At 72.4% G+C, this 19,314-nt stretch carries 19 protein-coding genes; 10 read left to right on the plus strand and 9 right to left on the minus strand.

Annotated features, from left to right (window positions below):
* Positions 1 to 20: 20 nt before the first annotated feature.
* From BLW76_RS30945 to BLW76_RS30965, 5 genes are all read right to left on the minus strand, one after another.
* Positions 21 to 1,292 carry a methylaspartate mutase gene (locus BLW76_RS30945; protein ID WP_091314030.1) on the minus strand — a complete coding sequence of 424 codons (1,272 nt, stop codon included), beginning with the start codon at positions 1,290 to 1,292 and terminating at the stop codon, positions 21 to 23.
* Positions 1,289 to 1,765 (minus strand): cobalamin B12-binding domain-containing protein, encoded by a 477-nt coding sequence (locus BLW76_RS30950; RefSeq protein ID WP_091314032.1) that lies wholly within the window; start codon positions 1,763 to 1,765, stop codon positions 1,289 to 1,291. The genes BLW76_RS30945 and BLW76_RS30950 overlap by 4 nt, the downstream gene beginning before the upstream one ends.
* Complete coding sequence (locus BLW76_RS30955) at positions 1,762 to 2,976, minus strand: type III PLP-dependent enzyme domain-containing protein (RefSeq protein WP_091314035.1); 1,215 nt, start codon at positions 2,974 to 2,976, stop codon at positions 1,762 to 1,764. The genes BLW76_RS30950 and BLW76_RS30955 overlap by 4 nt, the downstream gene beginning before the upstream one ends.
* Positions 2,973 to 4,421 (minus strand): AMP-binding protein, encoded by a 1,449-nt coding sequence (locus BLW76_RS30960; protein ID WP_091314037.1) that lies wholly within the window; start codon positions 4,419 to 4,421, stop codon positions 2,973 to 2,975. Before BLW76_RS30960 ends, BLW76_RS30955 begins: the two co-directional genes overlap by 4 nt.
* 195 nt (positions 4,422 to 4,616) lie before the next feature.
* A complete protein-coding gene (locus BLW76_RS30965; protein ID WP_091314040.1) occupies positions 4,617 to 6,092 on the minus strand; it encodes an AMP-binding protein in 1,476 nt (491 codons plus the stop codon).
* Between the two features lie 129 nt (positions 6,093 to 6,221).
* On the opposite strand from BLW76_RS30965, the gene BLW76_RS30970 reads away from it, so the two are divergent.
* Complete coding sequence (locus BLW76_RS30970; protein WP_091314042.1) at positions 6,222 to 6,467, plus strand: phosphopantetheine-binding protein; 246 nt, start codon at positions 6,222 to 6,224, stop codon at positions 6,465 to 6,467.
* On the opposite strand, the gene BLW76_RS30975 is transcribed toward BLW76_RS30970, so the two are convergent.
* Entirely contained in the window at positions 6,460 to 7,419 is a 960-nt protein-coding gene (locus BLW76_RS30975) for an ACP S-malonyltransferase (protein WP_091314044.1), read from the minus strand. The genes BLW76_RS30970 and BLW76_RS30975 overlap by 8 nt on opposite strands.
* The gene (locus BLW76_RS30980) at positions 7,412 to 8,362 is read right to left on the minus strand and encodes a proline iminopeptidase-family hydrolase (protein ID WP_091314047.1); all 951 of its coding nucleotides are present in this window, start codon (positions 8,360 to 8,362) and stop codon (positions 7,412 to 7,414) included. The genes BLW76_RS30975 and BLW76_RS30980 overlap by 8 nt, the downstream gene beginning before the upstream one ends.
* 288 nt (positions 8,363 to 8,650) lie before the next feature.
* Here BLW76_RS30980 and BLW76_RS30985 point away from each other — a divergent pair, with 288 nt between their 5' ends.
* From BLW76_RS30985 to BLW76_RS30995, 3 genes are read left to right on the plus strand one after another with little or no spacing between them, the layout of a single operon-like run.
* Positions 8,651 to 9,913: a nucleotide disphospho-sugar-binding domain-containing protein gene (locus tag BLW76_RS30985; RefSeq protein WP_091314049.1), complete on the plus strand. Its 1,263-nt coding sequence runs from the start codon at positions 8,651 to 8,653 to the stop codon at positions 9,911 to 9,913.
* Positions 9,904 to 11,028 (plus strand): sensor histidine kinase, encoded by a 1,125-nt coding sequence (locus BLW76_RS30990; RefSeq protein ID WP_091314051.1) that lies wholly within the window; start codon positions 9,904 to 9,906, stop codon positions 11,026 to 11,028. Before BLW76_RS30985 ends, BLW76_RS30990 begins: the two co-directional genes overlap by 10 nt.
* 20 nt (positions 11,029 to 11,048) lie before the next feature.
* Positions 11,049 to 11,702 (plus strand): response regulator transcription factor, encoded by a 654-nt coding sequence (locus tag BLW76_RS30995; protein WP_167384786.1) that lies wholly within the window; start codon positions 11,049 to 11,051, stop codon positions 11,700 to 11,702.
* Positions 11,703 to 11,719: 17 nt separating this feature from the next.
* Here BLW76_RS30995 and BLW76_RS31000 read toward each other — a convergent pair whose 3' ends face one another.
* Positions 11,720 to 12,490: a thioesterase II family protein gene (locus BLW76_RS31000; protein WP_091320085.1), complete on the minus strand. Its 771-nt coding sequence runs from the start codon at positions 12,488 to 12,490 to the stop codon at positions 11,720 to 11,722.
* 203 nt (positions 12,491 to 12,693) lie between these two features.
* Between BLW76_RS31000 and BLW76_RS31005 the strand changes: the two genes are divergently transcribed.
* Positions 12,694 to 13,449, plus strand: coding sequence for a class I SAM-dependent methyltransferase (locus BLW76_RS31005; RefSeq protein WP_091314053.1), 756 nt, complete (start codon positions 12,694 to 12,696; stop codon positions 13,447 to 13,449).
* A gap of 9 nt (positions 13,450 to 13,458) precedes the next feature.
* Here the strand turns inward: BLW76_RS31005 and BLW76_RS31010 are convergent, their stop codons facing one another.
* Entirely contained in the window at positions 13,459 to 14,124 is a 666-nt protein-coding gene (locus BLW76_RS31010; RefSeq protein WP_208613423.1) for a TetR/AcrR family transcriptional regulator, read from the minus strand.
* Between the two features lie 56 nt (positions 14,125 to 14,180).
* Between BLW76_RS31010 and BLW76_RS31015 the strand changes: the two genes are divergently transcribed.
* The 5 genes from BLW76_RS31015 to BLW76_RS31035 are packed head-to-tail and all read left to right on the plus strand — an operon-like array spanning position 14,181 to position 19,243.
* Positions 14,181 to 14,969: an alpha/beta fold hydrolase gene (locus BLW76_RS31015; protein ID WP_091314055.1), complete on the plus strand. Its 789-nt coding sequence runs from the start codon at positions 14,181 to 14,183 to the stop codon at positions 14,967 to 14,969.
* Positions 14,966 to 15,862: an alpha/beta fold hydrolase gene (locus tag BLW76_RS31020; RefSeq protein WP_091314058.1), complete on the plus strand. Its 897-nt coding sequence runs from the start codon at positions 14,966 to 14,968 to the stop codon at positions 15,860 to 15,862. Before BLW76_RS31015 ends, BLW76_RS31020 begins: the two co-directional genes overlap by 4 nt.
* On the plus strand, positions 15,859 to 17,346 hold the full coding sequence (locus tag BLW76_RS31025) for an FAD-dependent oxidoreductase (protein ID WP_091314061.1): 1,488 nt from the start codon (positions 15,859 to 15,861) through the stop codon (positions 17,344 to 17,346). The genes BLW76_RS31020 and BLW76_RS31025 overlap by 4 nt, the downstream gene beginning before the upstream one ends.
* Entirely contained in the window at positions 17,343 to 18,620 is a 1,278-nt protein-coding gene (locus BLW76_RS31030) for an amidohydrolase family protein (RefSeq protein ID WP_091314062.1), read from the plus strand. Before BLW76_RS31025 ends, BLW76_RS31030 begins: the two co-directional genes overlap by 4 nt.
* Positions 18,620 to 19,243, plus strand: coding sequence for a TetR/AcrR family transcriptional regulator (locus BLW76_RS31035; RefSeq protein WP_091314065.1), 624 nt, complete (start codon positions 18,620 to 18,622; stop codon positions 19,241 to 19,243). Before BLW76_RS31030 ends, BLW76_RS31035 begins: the two co-directional genes overlap by 1 nt.
* The last annotated feature ends 71 nt before the right edge of the window (positions 19,244 to 19,314 follow it).

The following is a 19,314-nucleotide window of genomic DNA, read 5'->3' on the forward strand; positions in this document are numbered from 1 at the left end:
GACTGTCCGGCGTGAACTCGTCACGACCCGCCCCCAATCGCTCTCATCGGTTGTTCCAGTGCCTCGGTGTCGAAGGCGTGCTGGACGTGGGAAAGCGCCGACATCAACGTCGACGAGGTGATCCGGCCGGCGTGGTGGCGCTCCACCACGCCGTGCAGCGGCAGCGACCCGAGCTCCGACCAGCCGAGCCGGCCCGCCGGGTCGAGGTAGCTGCGCGCCTGCCCGGCGTTGTCCGGGTGCAGGCAGTACGGGACGTCGAGCAGGCCGCGCTTGAACGCGATCACGATCGCGCGGCCCAGGTCGGCGTGGCTGTTCAGCACGGCGTCGACGAGGGCGTGCGCCTCGCGGTAGACCTGGTTGTCGGCGGCCACGACGGCCTTCTCGGTGACCGCGTCCGCGGCCGCGGCGGCGTGTTCCAGCGCCGCGACGTTCTCGGCGACGGTCGGGATCCGGTGCGCCTCGGCGGTGGTCTTGACGATCAGCCGTTCCGACCCGGTCGTCACCGCCAGCTCGGCCGCTTTTCCGAGCAGGGTCCGCGCCCCGCCCGGCGTCCGCGGGAACAGGCCCATGTAGGCGTAGATCACGACGTGCCAGGTCGCCTCGGGCAGCAGCTCGGCGCACAGCCGGCGCAGCGCGGCCACCGCCTCCTGGTCCTGGGCCATGTTCGTCTGCTGCGCGTAGCTCACCGAGATGCTGCGCAAGCCCTTGCGGTAGAAGAACAACGCCTCCAGCACCGACAGCGCCACCAGCTCGCTCGGCGGGCAGAGCTGGCCCATCATGCAGCCGCCGAACGTCTCCAGGTGCGGCCGGCCGCCCGGGTGCTCGGCGGCCAGCAGCAGGTCGCAGCAGCGCGCCCAGTTGCGCACGGACTCGTCGAGCGGCGTGCGGCTGTAGGGCAGGCAGTAGGACACCGGGCCGCCCTCGGTGGCGTGCAGCCCGGCGGCGATCATCGCGCGGAAGATGTCCGCCGGCCGCGCCGAACCGTGGCGGACCTGCACCGGGAAACCCGGGCCTTCGAGCCCGTCGAGCATCCCCCGGGTGACCTCGGGCGGGTGGTTGACGATCGGGTAGCCGTTGAGCGCGATCCCGTTGCCGAGCGCGTGGGCCACGGAAGCGGTGTCGCAGACGCGGGTGTAGCTGTCCAGGGTGACCGTGCCGACCGTCGCGGCGGCCGCGTTCTTCGTCGCGGCCAGTCCCGCGCGCATCACGGCCGGGTCCGCGAACCCCATCCGGGGCTGCACGACGAGCTCGCCCGCGGCGTGCCGTCGCGCGACGAACTCTTCGAAACTCACGCCTCCACCTGCGTGACGCCCGCGGGCAACGTCGCGGCGAACCGGCGGAACGCCCCCGCGCCCTGCTGGTCGTCGAACACCGCGTCGAACCCGGCGAGCAGCAGCTGCGCGGTCTCCTCCGCGGTGAGCGCCCCGCCGACGCCGAGCTTGCCGCCGATCACCACCGGCAGCCCGCGCAGCTCCGGGAGAGCGCGCAGCCGCCGGATCACGCGCAGGCCGTCCTGGTGACCGTGGCCGTTGACGCTGCTCAGCACGAGCATCGCCGGGCGGCGGCTCAGGCACTCCGACTCCAGCAGCTCGTCCGGCACGCAGGCGCCCAGGTTGACGACGTCGAAACCGAGTTCGCCGACGAGCAGCTCCAGGTAGACGAGGTTCCAGGTGTGGGAGTCCGACGCCATGCTGCTGACGATCACCGTCCGCCGCGGCGGCTCGGTGACGATCCCGGCGCCGTAGGCGCGCAGTTCTTCGGTCATGGCGCCACCTCGTAGACACGCTGGTAGTCCAGGCGCGACACGGACAGCGCCGTGCCGCCCCGCACCACGATCTCCACCGGCGTGGGCCTGCCGAGGAAGCTGATCAGGCTCGCGGTGACGCCGTAGGCGCCGACGTTCGGCACGGTGACGACGTCGCCGGACGCCAGCTCGGGCAGCTTCGCGGCCTTGGCCAGCGAGTCGCCGGGCGTGCACAGTGGACCGACGAGGCTGCCGACGACGTCACCGGTCTCCTCGACGCCGACGGCCGCGGGCAGCAGCCTGCCGATCCCGGAAAGCCCGCCGACGACGTTGATCCCGGCGTCGAGCACGACGAACCGGCTGCCGCGGCTGTCCTTGACGTTGACCACGCCGGCCAGCAGCGAACCGCAGCTGCCGGACAGGTAGCGGCCGGACTCGCAGGCCAGCTCGATCCCGCCGTCCCGCCACTCGGGCAGGTGCAGGTCGAGCAGCGTTTCGAGGCCGGCCCGCAGCTTCGGGTAGTCGGTGCGCGGGCCGGGCACCGCGTACGGCGAGGAGAAGCCGCCGCCGATGTCCAGGACCTCCAGGGGCAGGCCGACCTCGTCGCGCAGCCGCGCGGCCGAGGTGAGCACGAACTCGTACTCGCCGAGCAGGGCATCCTCGTCCTGGGCGTTGCTCATGGTGAAGAAGTGCGCGCCGACGACCCGGGTGCCCGGCACCGCCTTGAGCGCGGGCATCAGGTCGGGCAGCGTCTCGGCGTCGATGCCGAACTGCGACGGGCGGCCCATCATCCGGATGCCGGTGCCGCCGCTGCTCGCGGTGGTGTTGACGCGCAGCAGCGCGGACGCGGTCACGCCCTGGTGCTCCGCCGCCGCGCCGACGTGCTGCAGGTCGGTCAGCGACTCGACGGAGAACAGCCGGACCCCGGCGGCGAGCGCGTGCTCCAGCTCGGTGTCCGTCTTGCCGGGTCCGGTGTAGAGGATGCCGGCCGGGTCGAACCCGGCTTCCAGGGCGTTCACCAGCTCCCCGGTGGAGCTGATCTCCGCGCGGCAGCCGCCGCGGCGCAGCTCGCGGCCGATTTCGGGGTGCGGGTTGGACTTGAGCGCGTAGAACAGCTGGAAGCCTTCGGGCAGCAGGCCGAAGAGCTGGTCCCGCGACTCGGCGACGACGTCGAGGTCGTAGACGTAGGCGGGCGTGCCGTACTTCGCGGCGAGATCGGCGTACTTGCTCATGCGCGGGCTCCCTCGACCAGCTGCGCGAGTTCCTTGGTGGCGTTCTTGCCGTGCGCCGTCAGCGGGAACTCCTCGACGACGTGGCACAGCGACGGGACCTTCTGCGGCTCGAGGCGCTTGGCCAGCTCGCGCAGCACGGTCGTGGGCGGCAGGTCGGTCTCGACGCAGATGGCGAGGTCCCGCGTGTCGCTCGGCGGGATCGCCCCGGCCGCGCGGACGCCGGGGATGTCCATCGCCGCGGCTTCGATCTCCAAAGTGGACATCCGGATGCCCTTGCGCTTGAACATGTCGTCACGGCGGCCCTCGAAGTAGAGGTAGCCGTCGGCGTCGAGGCGGCCGTAGTCGCCGGTGTGCAGGCGCAGCTCGCCGGTCACCTCGTCCCGGCGGAAGGCGCGGGCGGAGATCTCCGGCGCCCGCCAGTAGCCGGGCATCACGTGCGGGCCGGCGGCGACGATCTCGCCGATGTCCCCGGCGGGCAGCTCGGTCCCGTCTGCGGCGAGGATCAGCACGGACGTGCCCGGCAGGGGCAGGCCGGACGAGCCGGGGCGCTCGGTGTCCTCGTCCGGCGGCATGATCGTGATCCGCTTGCACTCAGTCTGGCCGAACTGGCGGACCACCTTGACGCCGGGGAACGCCTCGCGCAGCTGCGCGATGGTCGAGCCGGGCAGGGCCGCGCCGGTGTTGGTGAACAGCCGCACGGGTGCGGCCGGTTCGGTGTCGCGCTGCGCGAGCGTGGCGATCATGGTGGCCAGCGACGGCACGATCGGCACGACGGTGGCGCCCACCTCGCGCATCCGCTGCAGCAGCCGCAGGTCCGATTCGGCGTCGGCGAGCACGATCTCGCTGCGGCCGAGCGTGCTCAGCAGCACCTTGTAGAGGCCGTAGTCCCAGGACATCGGGAACCGGCAGAAGACGACGTCGTCGCGGCGGTAGCCGAGGACCTCCTGGATGGCGCGGGAGGCGAAGGCGACCTGGCGGTGCGGGCCGATCACGCCCTTCGGGGCGGCGGTGCTGCCCGAGGTGTAGACGAGGACGGCGATGTCGTCTTCCTCGGTCGCCACCGCTTGGGCGCGTTGCCCGACCGCCGCCTCGACGTCCGTCCAAAAGGGACCGAAGTTCTCCGGCGTGAGCACGAGGACGGGTTCGGCGTTGGCCACGACCGAGTCGAAGTGGAACTTCTTCATGGCCGGGTTGATCGGCACGAACACCGCGCCGCGGCGGGAAGTCCCGTAGAAGAGCGCGACGAGCGCCCGATCGGTGGGCAGCTGCACGACGACGCGGTCGGCGTGCCCGACCCCGCAGCGCCCGAGCACCACGGCGACGGCGTGGCTCCACGCCTCGAGCTCGCCGTAGGTCCAGGCACCGGCGCGGTCGCGGACCGCCGACGCCCCGGCCGCGTCGGCCGCCGCCGCGTCGAGCAGAGAATGGACCAGAGATTCGTTCACGACTGCCACTCCGTAGGACTCGAAGGATGACCGGGCCGGCGTGGAAGGCACACCTGGAGACCTTCGCCAAGCTAGCCGCGCCGACCTGCGGATCCACACCCCTAACCGCCCCTAACCCCCGCGTCGTCCGGGTCCGGGGACGACGAAGACCCGTCCACCGCGCCGAGGGCGGTGAACGGGTCTTTCCGGCTGTGCTCAGACGGGCGTCGGCGCCAGGAGTTCGGCCGCGCGGGCCGCCAGGGTCTTGCGGTCGATCTTGCGGTTGGCGTTCAGCGGGAACTCCTCGACGTGCCGGTAGTGCCGCGGGATGACCCCCTCCGGCAGCACCGCCCGCAGGGCGCGCACCATGTCCAGCACCGGCCGTTCGCCGCCGGTGTAGAACACGAACAGCTCGGTCCCCGCGTCGCCGGCCACCCCGAGCGCCACCGCGTCCTGGATGCCGCAGTCGCGCAGGGCGTGCTCGACCTCCGTCAGCTCGACGCGCCAGCCGAGCACCTGCACCTGCGAATCGAGCCGGCCCAGGTAAGCGAGCCCGTCGTCGGCGAGGCGGCGCACGCGGTCGCCGGTGCGGTAGAAGCGCTTGCCGTCGCGCTCCAGGAACCGGCCGCGCTCGTCGGCCGGGTCCAGGTAGCCCGGCGTCAGCTGCGGCCCCGCGATGCACAGTTCGCCCTCGACGTCGTCGCCGTCCAGCAGGACATGGTCGTGGCCGGCGTGCACCTCGCCGATCGGCACCACGCCGTTCACCGCCACCCGCGGCGTCACGACGTCGTCCCAGCGGTAGCCCGACACCGTGATCGTCAGTTCCGTGGGCCCGTAGAGGTTCTCCACGATCGACGACGGTGCCGCCGCGCGCCAGTCCGCCGTGTCGCGGACGGTCAGCGCCTCCCCCGCGAAGAAGCTCCACCGCAGCCCCGGCAGCGCGCCCGGGGTCAGGCCGCCGGTGCGGCGCACGAGGTCGATGGCGCTCGGCGTGGAGAACCACACGGTCAGCCCGCGTTCGGCGGCGAACCGCGGCAGGTCCCGGTACGCCCCGCCCGGCAGGACCACCGCCGGCGCGCCCGCGCCCCACGCGCAGAACAGGTCGAACATCGCGCAGTCGAAGTTGAGGTCGAACGTCTGCGAGAACACGTCGTCCGGGGTGAAGTCGTAGCGGGCGTCGAGCAGGCCGAAGTAGTGCTCGACGGCCGCGTGCCCGATCCGCACGCCCTTGGGGCGCCCGGTCGAGCCCGACGTGAACAGCACGTACGCGGTGTCCGACGCCGGCGACAGCGGCGCCGCCAGTGCCTGGGCCGCGGACGGCGCACCGAGCACCGGGACCCCCGCCGGCGCCACCGCGCGGCCCCGGTCGTCGGCGACGAGCACGTCGATGCCCGCCGCCTCGACCATCCGGGCGGTCCGCGCCGCCGGGAAGTCCGGCCGCAGCGGCACGATCGTCGCGCCGGCGTAGAGTCCGGCCAGGATTCCCGCGTAGGCCGTCACGCCCTTGCCGGCGAGCACCCCTACGGTGCGGGCGCCGGTTTCGGCCAGCGCGCCGCCCCACTGCAGGGCCAGTTCGTGCAGCCGTTCGTAGGTCAGGGCCTGGTCGCCCACGTGGACGGCCACGCCGCCACCCGAGCGTTCGAGGCCGCGCAGGAACCGCGTGTGCAGCCCGCTGGTGAGACCGGTGTCCATCGAAGTCCTCCACAATGAATAGGGGTGCCGAGGCGTCGATCCGGGAGGCCGACGCACGGTAGAGTCCAAAACCGAACCGGGCGGTCGGTTTCCTCTCGGTAGATCCCAACCTAGCGATCCGGAGTAGCCATGTGGGACAGCACTTTCGACGAGACCCTTCGCTCGTACCTCCCGTTCCTGCCCGCCGAGGAGGCTCTGACCGAAGAGACCCCGCTGCGCGAGTACGGGCTGGACTCGCTCGCCACCGTGGAGCTGCTCTCCGTGCTGGAGCAGAGCTACAACGTGCGGTTCGAGGACGACGCCCTGAACCTGGAGACGTTCGAGAACCCGGGACGGCTGTGGACCACGCTGTCGGCGCTGCAGCCCGCTAGCTGACCCGCGACGGTCCTGCGCCCCGGCGGCGGGGCTGCAGGGCCATGCGCGGGTTGACCGTCACGACCTCGAACCGGCTGGTGGTCACGCGGACGCGCCCGAAGAGCGTGTCCGGGCCCGCGACCCACAGCTTGCGCACGCCGTTGTCCGCCAGCGTGTGGACGACGTCCGGCCAGCGCATCGGCTTGACGATGCTGTCCAGCAGCATCGTGCGCACCTGGTCGCCGGTGCGCAGGATCTCGCCGTCCTGGTCCGCGACGATCGGCAGCAGGGGGTCGTGGAACTCCAGGTCGCCGAGCACCTCGTCCTCCGCCTTGCGCCGCAGCGCCCCGAACGCGCGCGAGTGCAGCGGCGGCCGCATCGTGTAGAGGGAGAGCCCGCCCATGCTCCGGACCGTCTGCTTGAGCCAGTCGAGGTTCTTCTCGCGCACGGAAACCATGTAGAAGTCGTGGTCGATGTAGCACGAGATGTCGAACCACTCGCCCTTGCCGTCCAATTGGGACAGGGCGTCCTTCAGCTTCTCCTCCGGCGTGCGGACGAACGAGTGCGTCACGACGTCGGTGTACTCGGTGGCGAAGAACTCGGTCAGGCAGCGGGCGAGCTCCGCGGTCATCCACACCGCGTCCGGGAAGGTCAGCGACCCGGCGTACACGCTGGCGGGCTTCTCGCCGAAGCTCGGGCCGGCGCAGAAGTCGGGGCTCATCCCCTGCTCCTGCTCGGCCCACTCGGCCAGTGCGACGCAGGTGAGCATGAAGCCGACCTGCGCGTACGGCGAGTAGTCGCCCTCGGTTTCGCGGAAGCGGTCGACCAGCGAGTAGCCGAGCCGCTCGTTCGCCTCGCCGATCAGCCGGCGGGCGAAGGGGTTGATGAGCAGGAACTTGCCGAAGTCGGCGAAGCGGCACGGGCTCATCCCGGGGAAGACGACCGCCGACCCCGGCCGGGTGGCCTCATCCATGGCTGGCGACCTCTCGTTCGGCGCTCCGGCTGGCGGGCGCGGTGGGCTGGATGTCCCGCAGGAACTCCAGCATGACTTCGCGGAACCGGTCGGGTTCCTCGAGGTGCGGGACGTGGCTGGAGTCCTCGAAGATCTCCCAGCGCACGTCGTGGATCCGGTCGAAGTACGGCTGGACGGTGACGGGCGTGGCTTCGTCGTGCCGCCCGGAGATCAGCAGCGTCGGCACCTCGATGTCGTCGAGCTCGTCGATCACCGAGTAGTCCTTGAGCGTGCCGGTGACGGTGAACTCGCTCGGGCCGTTCATCGTGGCGTAGACGGTGTTGTCGTCGGCCATCTCCATGAACGAGGCCAGGTAGTCGGCAGGCCACGGCAGCACGCGGCAGACGTGCCGGTCGTAGAACGCGCGCATCAGCTCGAAGTACTCGGGTGCGTCGGTGGTGCCGGCGGCTTCGTGCGCCCGCAGCTGGTCGTCGACGCCGGGCGGCAGCTGCGCCCGCAGCACGTCCATCTCCTGCCGCCACAGCGGGTAGGACGCCGGCGAGTTCGCGATCACCAGCCCGCGCAGGCCGTCCGGGCGCTGCGCGGCGTGCCGCGCGACGACCAGGCCGCCCCACGACTGTCCGAACAGGACGTAGTTGTCCTCGATGCCCAGGTGCTGCACCAGGTTGTCCAGCTCGTCGCCGAACAGCTCCGGCGTCCAGAAGCCCGCTTCCTTGCCCGGCAGCCGCGTCGAGCCGCCGCTGCCCAGCTGGTCGTAGTGCACCACCGGGAACCCGTGCCCGGCGAGCGAGCAGAGGTTCAGCAGGTAGTCGTGCGTGCTGCCCGGCCCGCCGTGCACCACGACGACGGCGGGCAGCTCGCCCCCGGTCTCCCCGGTGACGCGGTACCAGGTGCGGTACCCGCCGAAGGACGCCCAGCCCTTCGCGATCGGTGGCACGGCCATGCTCATCACCTCGTCCGTCTCCCTCGTCCCCGGCACACGCGGCCGGGTCCACGTTCATGTCTAGCCGTCGCGAGGTGGCCGGAACCAGCCCCTAAGGGGCGTCTAAAGCCGTTCTAATCCCGCTGGGAACTCCCTAGCGCACGGGTACCGCGCACCGGAAGGAGCGCGGGCCGGAACAGGGGTCCGGCACCCCTAGGCCCGCGGTGCCGGGTCGGCCCGGCGGCGCGCCGCCACTACCTTTTCCTTCAGAGCAGTGTTTTTTCGCCCGCGACTTCGGAGAGTGCGTCGATGCGCGTCATGATGATGGTGTTCCCGACGAGGACGCACGTCTACAGCATGGCCCCGGTCGGCTGGGCGCTGGCCGCCGCCGGGCACGAGGTCCGGTTCGTGGGCCAGCGCAACCCGCGCGAGGTGGCGTCGTTCGCCGAGACCGGCCTCGACGCGATGTGGTTCGGCGACGAGCTCGACATCGCGCGGCACCGGCAGCTGCAGATGGACGGCGACAACGCCATGCAGGGCGGCTTCCGCATCTCCGAGAGCCGGCCGGAGCGCTACACCGAGGAGTACGTCCGCACGGTGTACGAGCACTGGGTCGAGGTCTTCCGCTGGACCACCCCGGACTCCCTGCTCGACGAGCTGGTGCGGTTCGCGAAGGGCTGGCGGCCGGACCTGGTCGTGTGGGACCCGATGATCTACGCCGCCCCGATCGTCGCGCACGCCCTCGGCGTCCCGCACCTGCGGATGATGTACGCGGCCGACCAGACCGCACGGATCGCCGCGCAGTACCGCGACCTGCGCGCGAGCCACCCCGAAGACACCTCGCCGGATCCCTTCGTCGAGTGGATGTCCGCCGCCGTCGGCCGGTTCGGTGCGGAGTACGACGAGGCGCTGCGCCACGGCGTCAAGACGATCGACTGCCACCCGTCGTACCTGCGCTACGAAGGCGTCGACGTCGACTACGTGCCGGCGCGGTTCGTGCCGCAGAACAAGCCGATGGCGATCCCGCGGTGGGTGCTGGAGACGCCGGAGCGGCCGCGCGTGATGCTGACACTGGGCATCTCGAACCGGCAGGTGCTCGGCGTCGAGGAGACGTCGGTGGCCGACCTGCTCGACGGGCTCGCGGACCTCGACGTCGAGGTGATCGCCACGCTCAACGCCGCCCAGCTCGCGTCGGTGCGGAAGGTCCCGGACAACGTGCGCGCGGTCGACTTCGTGCCGATGTACGAGCTCCTGGCGAGCTGCTCGGCGATCGTGCACCAGGGCGGCGGAGCGACGATCGGCAACGCGGTCGTCAACGGCGTCCCCCAGCTGGTCATCCCCGGCACCACGTGGAGCGAGCGGGTTTCCGCCGTCGCCCAGGAGAAGCGCGGCAACGGGCTGGTGCTCGACCTCGAGGACGTCACGCCGCAGTCCGTCCGAAGTGGACTGGAACGGCTGCTCGGCGAGCCGTCGTTCCGGGCCTGCGCGCTCGAGGTGCGGGACGAGATGCTCGCGACCCCGACCCTGGACGACCTCGTGCCGGAGCTGGAACGGATCGCGCGATGGCGGTGACCGGGCGGCCGAGTGTGGTCCGGACCATCGGCTTCCTCGTCCTGAGCCTGCCGCTGCGGCTCGTGGCCTTCGTGCTCGTGCTCGTCACGATGCTGCTCGGCATCGCCACCACCATGCTGTGGGTCGGCATCCCGATCCTGATCGCCGCCACCACCCTCGTCCAGGGGTTCGCGGACCTGGAGCGGCGCTGGGCGGGCGCCATGCTCGCCGTCGGCATCCCGGCGCCGCGGCGGCGGCCGCACGGGCCAGGGCTGCTGCAGACGTGGCAGGCCCGGCTGGTCGACCCGGTCACCTGGCACGAGGTGAACTACGTGCTGCTCGCGTTCCCGCTGGGCATCGTGGAGTTCGTCGCGGGGATCGTCTCGGTCGCCGTGCCGCCGTTCGGGATCTTCGTCGCGCCGCGGATCGGGGCGCTGCACGGCGCGCTGACGTCGTCGATGCTCGGTCCGGACCGCACGGCCCAGCTGGAGGCCCGCACGCGGCAGCTGAGCGACTCGCGGGCCCGCGGGGTCGACGCCGTCGAGGCCGAACGCCGCCGCATCGAGCGCGACCTGCACGACGGCGCGCAGCAGCGGCTGGTGGCCGTCGCGATGAGCCTGGGCCGGGCCCAGCTGAGGCTCGACGCGAACGACCCGGCCGACTCCGCGGCCGTGCGGGAGCTGATCGGCGCGGCGCACGCGGACGCCAAGCTCGCGGTGTCCGAGCTGCGCGACCTGGCCCGCGGGATCTACCCGCCGGTGCTGCAGGACCGCGGCCTCGACGCGGCGCTGTCGTCGCTGACCGCGCGGCTGCCGATCCCGGTCGACGTCGAGGTCACCGTCGAACCGCGGCCGCCGGCGCCGGTCGAGACCACGACGTACTTCATCGTCAGCGAGACGCTGACCAACATCACCAAGCACGCCGGCGCCGACCGCGCCTCGGTCCGGGTGACCCGCGACGACGAGACGGTGGTCGTCGAGATCGTCGACAACGGGCGCGGCGGCGCCTCCGTCCGCCCCGGCGGCGGCCTGGCCGGGCTCGCCGACCGGGCCGCCACCATCGACGGCGTGCTCACCGTGGTCAGCCCGGCGGGCGGGCCGACGGTGGTACGCGCCGACCTGCCTGTCCGCTGGTGAAACCTCTCTGGGAGAGCGAAATGCGCGTCGTGATCGCCGAAGACTCCGTCCTGCTGCGGGCGGGGGTGCAGAGCCTGCTGTCGGACGTCGGCATCGAGACGGTGGCCGCCGTGGGCAACGGCGACGACCTGCTCGTCGCCGTCCGCGAGCACCGGCCGGACCTGGTCATCGCCGACGTCCGGATGCCCCCGACGTTCACCGACGAAGGCCTGCGCGCGGCACTGGCGGCGCGCAAGGAGGTCCCCGGCCTGCCGGTGCTGGTGGTTTCGCAGTACGTGGAGGGCAGTTACGCGGTCGACCTGATCGCCGAAGGCACGTCCGGCGTCGGCTACCTGCTGAAGGAGCGCGTCGCCGACGTGGCCGAGTTCCTCGCGGCGGTCCGCCGGGTGGCCGGCGGCGGCTCGGCGATCGACCCGGACGTGGTCGCCCAGATGCTGGCCCGCACCCGCAACCCGCTCGAGCAGCTGACCGCCCGCGAGACGGAGGTCCTCGGCGAGATGGCACAGGGCCTGTCGAACACGGCCATCGCCAAGAACCTGGTGATCACCCAGGGCGCGGTGGAGAACCACATCAGCAACATCTTCGCGAAACTCGGCCTCGAGGCCAGCCGCGACCAGAACCGCCGCATCCGCGCGGTCCTGACCTATTTGGACAGTACGACCGTCCGCGCCTGACGGGGGCGGGCGGTGCCTCAGACGCGGGCCGCGCCGCGGTCGAGGAGGTCGTCCGCCAGCCGGCGCAGGATCACGTCCTGGTGCCGGGTGAGGAAGAAGTGGCCGCCCGCCAGCGTCACCAGCTCGAAGCCGCCGGTCGTGTGGTCTTCCCACGAGGCGACCTCGTCGACCGAGGCCACCGGGTCGTCGGTGCCGGTGAAGGCCACGATCGGCGCGTCGAGCGGGCGGCCGGGGGTGTGCCGGTAGGTCTCGACGGCCCGGTAGTCGTTGCGCACCACCGGCAGGATCATCCGGACGACGTCGTCGTCGCCGAGCAGGTCCATCTCCGTGCCGCTCAGCCGCCGCAGTTCGGCGAGCACGCCCTCGTCGGTGCGGCTGTGCACCCGCTCGTCCCGCACCCGCGACGGCGCGCGCCGGCCGGAGACGAACAGCGCCGCGACCGGCGTACCGGCCTCCTCGAGCCGGCGGGCCGTCTCGTAGGCGACCATCGCGCCCATGCTGTGCCCGAACAGCGCGAGCGGCCGGTCGGTCTTGTCCCGCAGCAGCCCGGCGACCCGGTCGGCGATGGCCTCGATGCTGGTCAGGAACGGCTCGTGCCGCCGGTCCTGCCGGCCCGGGTACTGGACGGCCGCGACCTCGATGCCGGGTGCCAGCGCCTTCGCGACCGGGAAGTAGAAGGTGGCCGAGCCGCCGGCGTGCGGCAGGCAGACCAGCCGCGCCTTCGCCTCGGGCGAAACGGCGAACCGGCGGAACCAGCTGTCCTCGGCGTCGTTCCCGTGGGCGACCATGTCGTCCACCGCCTTTCCGTCTCAGTGGGCCTCCACCGGCCAACGTAGCCAGCGGGAGGACGGGACAACGACCCCTAACGCCCCCTAAGCCGTCCGTCTACTGTGGACCGGATCACGTCTGCCCCGCAAAACCATTGGTGCATCGGCTCGCTCCGCTGCTGTACTGCTGCCACCGTGAGTGCCGCGTGACGGAGGTAGTGGTTGTGACGGCTTATGACGCCCTTGCCGAGGTGTACGAGTGGCTCATTTCCGATGCGAAGCTGGCTCCGGCCGAGTTCGCCGCGTCGTTCGACGACGCCCTCCGTCTCCTGCCGCCCGGCGCGCACGTCCTCGACTGTTCCTGCGGAACCGGGCAGCTGGCGGTCGGCCTCGCCGGCCTCGGTATGCAGGTGGTCGCCACTGACGCCAGCGAAGCGATGGTTCGCCGCACCGCGAAGCTGTCCGAGGAGTTCGGGGCAGCCGTCCGGACACTGCGGGCCGGCTGGGAAGAGCTCCCCGGCCACTTCGACGACTCCACCTTCGACATGGTGTTCTGCGTCGGCAACTCGCTGCACCACGCCGCGGGCGCGAAAGGCAGGGTCGCCGCGCTGGAGTCGATGGCCCGGCTTCTGCGCCCCGGCGGGCATTTGGTGCTCACGTCCCGCACGTGGGAACTCGTGCGGGCCAGGGGTTCCCGGCTGGACATCGGTGACCGGCTCGTCCGCCGGAACGGTCGCGCTGCCGTCGTGGTCTACCGCTGGGAGATCGCCCCGACCTGGGCGGAGGAGCACCACATCGAGATCGCGATCGCGCAGGTCGATGCGGCCGGGCCGGTTCTCGTCCGGTCGGAACTGCTGTCGTGCTGGCCCTACCGGTACGAGGAACTCGAAGCCGAGCTGCGCCGGGTCGGGCTCCGGACGGAACTGAGCACGTTCGACCCCGAGGCCGAGAACTACACGGTGGTGGCGAGCAAGGTATAGCCAACGGGCTCAGCGGGCGTGCCGCTGACGCAGCCCGGCGACGATCAGGTCCAGGCCGAAGGCGAACTCGTCCGCCAGCGGTACCGGCAGCGAGTCCGCGACCGCGCGCGTGGCCGGGAACTCCCCCTCCGGCAGCTCGTGGAAACGCGCCGACGCCCGCTCCTGCTCGGCGCCGTCCCCGGCTCCGGCCAGCTGGATGGCGAAGCCCAGCACGTACCGCGCGAGGGTGGCGTAGGCGCGCGCCGCGACGCTCGGCGGGAGCCCGCCGTCGAGGAGGACGGCCAGGCAGCGCTCCCGCAACGCCATGGCGTTCGGCCCGGTCGGGGTCTGCTCGATCAGCAGCGGCGCGACCTTCCGGTGCCGGCCCAGTGTGTCGAACATCGCCCGCGCGACGGCCTGGCAGGCCTCGTCCCAGCTCAGCTCCGCCAATGCCCGCGAGTCGAGTTCGATCTCCCCGAAGACGCGGTCGATGACCTGGGTGACCAAGGTCGCCCGGTTGCCGAAGTGGCGGTAGAGCGTCGCCGTGCCCGATTCGAGCCGCTGGGCGAGGCTGCGCATCGACAGGGCCTCGGCGCCTTCCTCGTCGACGAGCTGCAGGGCCGTGGCGAGGATCCGGTCCAGCGGGACGGCGGGACGGCCACGTGACCGCCGAGCGGCCGGGGACGGACTGGTCACCGGCCCAGTATGCCGAAGTTGACACCCGCCGCAATAACGGCAACACTGTTGCCATTATGAACCAGATCCAGTCCATTCCCGTCGACGGCCTTCGCGTGCACTACGCACGCGGCGGGCGGGGCCCGGCGGTGCTGCTGCTGCACGGCAGCGGGTCGTCGCTGGAAGGCTTCGAGCGGGTCGCCGAGCTGCTGTCGGCGTCCCACGACGTCATCCGCCCCGACCTGCCCGGCTTCGGGCGCACCGGGCCGCGCCCCGACCGCGACTACCGCGTCCGGACGTACGCGCGCACGATCGCCCGGTTCATGACCGCACTGGAGCTGCCGCGCTTCGCCGTGGCGGGCAATTCGCTCGGCGGCAACATCGCGTGGAACCTGGCCCTGGACGCTCCCCTGCGGGTCGACGCGCTGGTGCTGGTCAACGCCACCGGCTACCCGGAGAAGACGCTGCCCGCCGGGCTGCGGCTGGCCCGGAACCCGCTGCTGCGCCCGCTGGTGCGGCGCTGGCTCCCGCGCGGCGCGACCGCCCGCGGGCTGCGGGAGGCCGTCGGCGCGAACTCCGCGATCGTCGACGACGCCATGGTGGCCCGGGTGCACGCGCTGACCAGCCGCCCCGGGAACCGGTCGGCCTTCGTCGACTTCGCCAACACCGACCAGCCCGACCGCAGCGCCGAGATCCCGAAGATCTCCGCCCCGACGCTGGTCCTGCGCAGCGCCGACGTCGACGGGCAGCACTTCGCCCGCGACATCCCGGGCGCCACCGAGCGCGTCCACGCCGACGGCGGCCACCTCCTGCCGGAAGAGGACCCCGACTGGGTGGCCGCGGCGATCGAGGAGTTCCTGCGATGAAGTACTTCGTCGCGGCCGACGAGGACCGCCGCCTCGACGCAGCCGCCCGCCGGACGCTGCGCGGGAGCTTCGTCGCCCTGTCCGACGGGGTGACGCACTACGAGCTGACCGGGCCCGACGGCGGGGAACTCGCCGTCCTGGTCGGCGGCCTCACGATTCCGCTGTCCTATTGGGACGGTCTGGCGGCCCGCCTGCACGCCCGCGGCCTGCGCACGCTCGCCTACAGCGCCTACGGCCGCGGCTACTCCGACCGCGTCCGGGGCCGCTACGACGAAGCGTTGTTCGTCCGGCAGCTCGCCGAGCTGACCTCGGCACTGGACCCCACTCCGCCGCGGCACGTCGTCGGCACGTCGATGGGCGCACTGGTCGCGATGGCCCACGCGAACCTGCACCCCGAATCGGTCGCCACGCTCACCGTCGTCGGACCGGCCGGGCTGGGCGAACGGCCCCGGGCGCAACGGTTGCTGGGCAGCGATCTCCTTGCCGGGTTCGTCGCCCGGCGCTTCGGCCGCAAGCTCCTGGAAGGCCACCTCGGGCACAACGTCCGCGACCCCGCCCTTTCCGCCCGGCTGGTCGCCACGGTGCGGGAGGCCTACCGGTACGAAGGCTCCCTCTACGCGTTCTTCCAGACCCTGCAGCGCTTTCCGCTGTACGAGCGGCAGGACCTGTTCCGCGGCACGGGCAACCTAAGGCTGCCGGTCCTGCTGGTGTGGGGCGACGACGACCAGGTCACCCCGATCACCCACCTCGACACCGTGCAGGAGCTGCTGCGCCCGCGGCAGACGCACGTCATCACCGAATGCGGCCACATGGCCCCCTACGAACGGCCGGACGACGTCGGCGACCTGCTCGCGTCCTTCGCCGTTCCCCACCCGGATCGGCTCGAACCATGAACGAACCCCTCGACGTGCTGATCGCCGGCGCCGGCCCGGCCGGCACCACCCTCGCCATCGACCTCCTCCGCCGCGGCCTGGCCGTCCGGATCGTCGACAAGGCCCCGCACTCCTTCGAAGGCTCCCGCGCCAAAGGCCTCCAGCCGCGCACCCTGGAGGTGTTCGACGACCTCGGCGTGCTCGACGACGTCCTCGACGGCAGCAGCGACTACCCCCGCCTCGGCATCCACCTCGGCCCGCTCACCGTCCCGTGGCGGATGTTCCGCGACCGCGACCGGAGCACCGACGTCCCCTACCCCAACACCCGGCTGATGCCCCAGTACCGCACCGACAGGGTGCTGCACGACCGCCTCGAGCAACTGGGCGGCAAGGTCGAACACGGCCGCGAACTCACCGAATTCACCCAGGACGCCACATCGGTCACCGCCACCGTGACCGGCGGCGACGGCCCCGAACGGATCACCGCCCGCTACCTCGTCGGCGCCGACGGCGGATCGAGCGCCGTCCGCAAACACCTCGGGCTGGGGTTCCTCGGCGAGACCCGCGACGCGGACCGGATGCTCATCGTCGACGCCGTCACCGCCGGCCTGTCCGGCGACCGGTGGCACGTCTGGCCGGGGGTGCAGGGCCGGTTCGCCGGCGCCTGCCCGCTGCCGCACACCGACCTGTTCCAGTGGATGATCCGCCTCGCTCCCGGCGAAGAGCCGCCCGAGGGCGAGGAAGCGATCACCCGGCGGATCCGGGCGCACACCGGCAACCGGCGCATCGCCGTGCGCGACATCCGGTGGCGGTCGGTGTTCCGGCCCAACATCCGACTGGCCGAGGCCTACCGCCGCGGGCGCGTGTTCCTCGCCGGCGACGCCGCGCACGTGCACACCCCGGCCGGCGCGCAGGGTCTCAACACCGGCATCCAGGACGCCTACAACCTCGGCTGGAAGCTCGCCCAGGTCCTCGCCGGAGCCGACCCGCGGCTGCTCGACAGCTACGAAGCCGAACGCCTCCCCATCGCCGCGGGGGTGCTCGGCCTGTCCACGAAGAAGTACGAAGGCCTCGCCAAACTGGACCCGTCGAGCCTGCGCCGCGGCAACGACGAACAACAGCTGTCGCTGACCTACCACGGTGGCCCGCTCGCGCCCGGCGGCAGCGACCGCACGAAGACACTGCAGGTCGGCGACCGCGCCCCGGACGCCGACCTGGGCGGCTCACGGCTGTTCGACGTCTTCCGGGGCCCGCACTTCACCCTGGTCGCGCACGGCCCGCAGGCCGCGGCGGCGAGCGACGAGCTCGACTGGCCTGCCGCGGGAGCGCCGCTCCGGCGGATCACCGTCGACGGCAAGGACAGCTTTCGCCGTGACTACGGGATCGAGGGCGACACGCTGCTGCTCGTCCGGCCCGACGGCTACCTCGGGCACATCGCCACCGGCGACTTCCTCGCCTCGACCCGCGCCGCCGCCCGGGCGCTGACCCCGGAGGTGAGCGCGTGAGCCGCACCCTGCTGCGCGGCGCGTGTGTGATCACCATGGCCCCGCACCGCCCCGACACCGAACAGGCCGACATCCTCGTCGACGGCGACACCATCGTGGCCGTCGGCGGAAACCTCGACGCGGCCGGCGCCGAGACCGTCGACGTCACCGGCAAGATCATCATGCCCGGTCTGGTCAACGCCCACCTGCACACCTGGCAGACCGCGCTGCGCGGGGTCGGCACCGACTGGACGCTGGCGGACTACCTCGGCCGGATGCACGGCGCGGTGGCCCGCCACTACCGGCCAGAGGACATGCGGATCGGCACCCTCGCCGGCGCACTGGACCAGCTCGACCGCGGCACCACCACCCTCGGCGACTGGTGCCACAACACGCCCACCCCGGACCACGCCGACGCGGCGCTCGACGGCCTGCGCGCCGCCGGCATCCGCGGGGTGTTCCTGCACGGCACGCCGTACTCCGCACCCGACGCGGCCCACCCGGTCGGCGAGGTCGACCGGCTGGCCGGCGGCCCGCTGATCGGGATCGGCATGGCGGTCCGGGGTCCGCAACTGTCCACTCCGGACGCCGCGGTCGCCGACTTCCGCGCCGCCGCCGAACGCGGGCTCGTGGTGTCCCTGCACCAGAGCGGCGGCGCACCCGGGCCCGCGTGGGCGGCCGTGCGGGCGGCCGGGCTGCTGGGCCCGGCCACCAACGTCGTGCACGGTGCCGGGCTCACCGAAGAGTGGTTCAAGATCCTGGTCGACGCGGGCGCGAGCATCACCTGCACGCCCGAGAACGAGCTCGGCCAGGGCCACGGCTCCCCCGTCACCGGGCACCTGCTGCGGCTGGGCGCGGCACCGTCGCTGGGCACCGACACCGACGCCGTCACCCCCGCCGACGTGCTCTCCGCCGCCCGCATCGCCCTGGCGCACCAGCGCGGCCACGACCACGACCAGCACCGGCAGACCACCGGTTCCTTCTCCCTCACCGCGACGATCACCGCCAAGCAGGCGCTCGCCTGGGCGACGGTCGAAGGCGCCCGGGCGCTCGGGCTCGCCGACCGCGTCGGCCGGCTCGAGGCCGGGCTGCAGGCCGACCTCGTCGTCATCGACGCCCCGGCGCCGAACCCGGTCGCCGCCGCCCTGCACGCCACCGCGCGCGACATCGAAGCGGTCATGGTCGCCGGGCGCTGGCGCAAGCGCGACCACGCCCTCCTCGACGTCGACCCCGGCGCCGTCCGGGAACACCTGCGGGAATCCGCAGCCCACCTGCTCCCCCACCTCGCCGGCTGATGAGCACGCGGGACGAGCTCGCGAGCCGGACCCGGGCCGAGCTGCTGGCCGCGGCGAGGCGGTTGTTCGGTGAACGCGGCTACCTCGACACCAAGGTCACCGACATCGCCGCCGCGGCCGGGCGGGCCGTGGGGTCGTTCTACCGCCACTTCCGCGACAAGGAGCAGCTCCTCGCCGCCCTGCGCACCGACCTCACCGACCCGGCTGACCGCGCCGGGTTCGGGTTGGCGTCCACCGCCGCGACGGCCGCCGACACCGGCGGGCCCGGCCAGGCAGGCGACGAGCCGCTCCGCGCGCACGTCACGGCCTGCTGGACCGCGCTGCGCGCCCACCGCCCCACGGCCATCGCCCTGCTGCAGGCGGCGACCGCAGCCGCCCCGGCCTCCGGCCGGTTGCGCGCCGAGCTGACCGGCTGGACCGCCCCGCTGCGCAGGCACCTGGAGAACCGGCGCGAGCCGCTCCCCGGCGACCCCGAGCTGGTGGCGGCGGCCGTGGGTCTCGTCCTGGCCGGTCTCAACCACGCCCTGCCCCCGGGCGGCCCCGGCGACGACCGCGTCGCCGACACCGTCACCCACCTCGTTCTCCACGGCCTGACCGGCCCGCCGAAGGTAACGAAAAGATAACGCGGCCACGCTGTCTTGAACCACTTGTCTGAATTGCCCGTTTCTGGCTACGTCGGGACCAGCGGCCGCCG

The organism is Amycolatopsis tolypomycina (assembly GCF_900105945.1).
GTDB classification, from domain to species: Bacteria; Actinomycetota; Actinomycetes; order Mycobacteriales; family Pseudonocardiaceae; genus Amycolatopsis; species Amycolatopsis tolypomycina.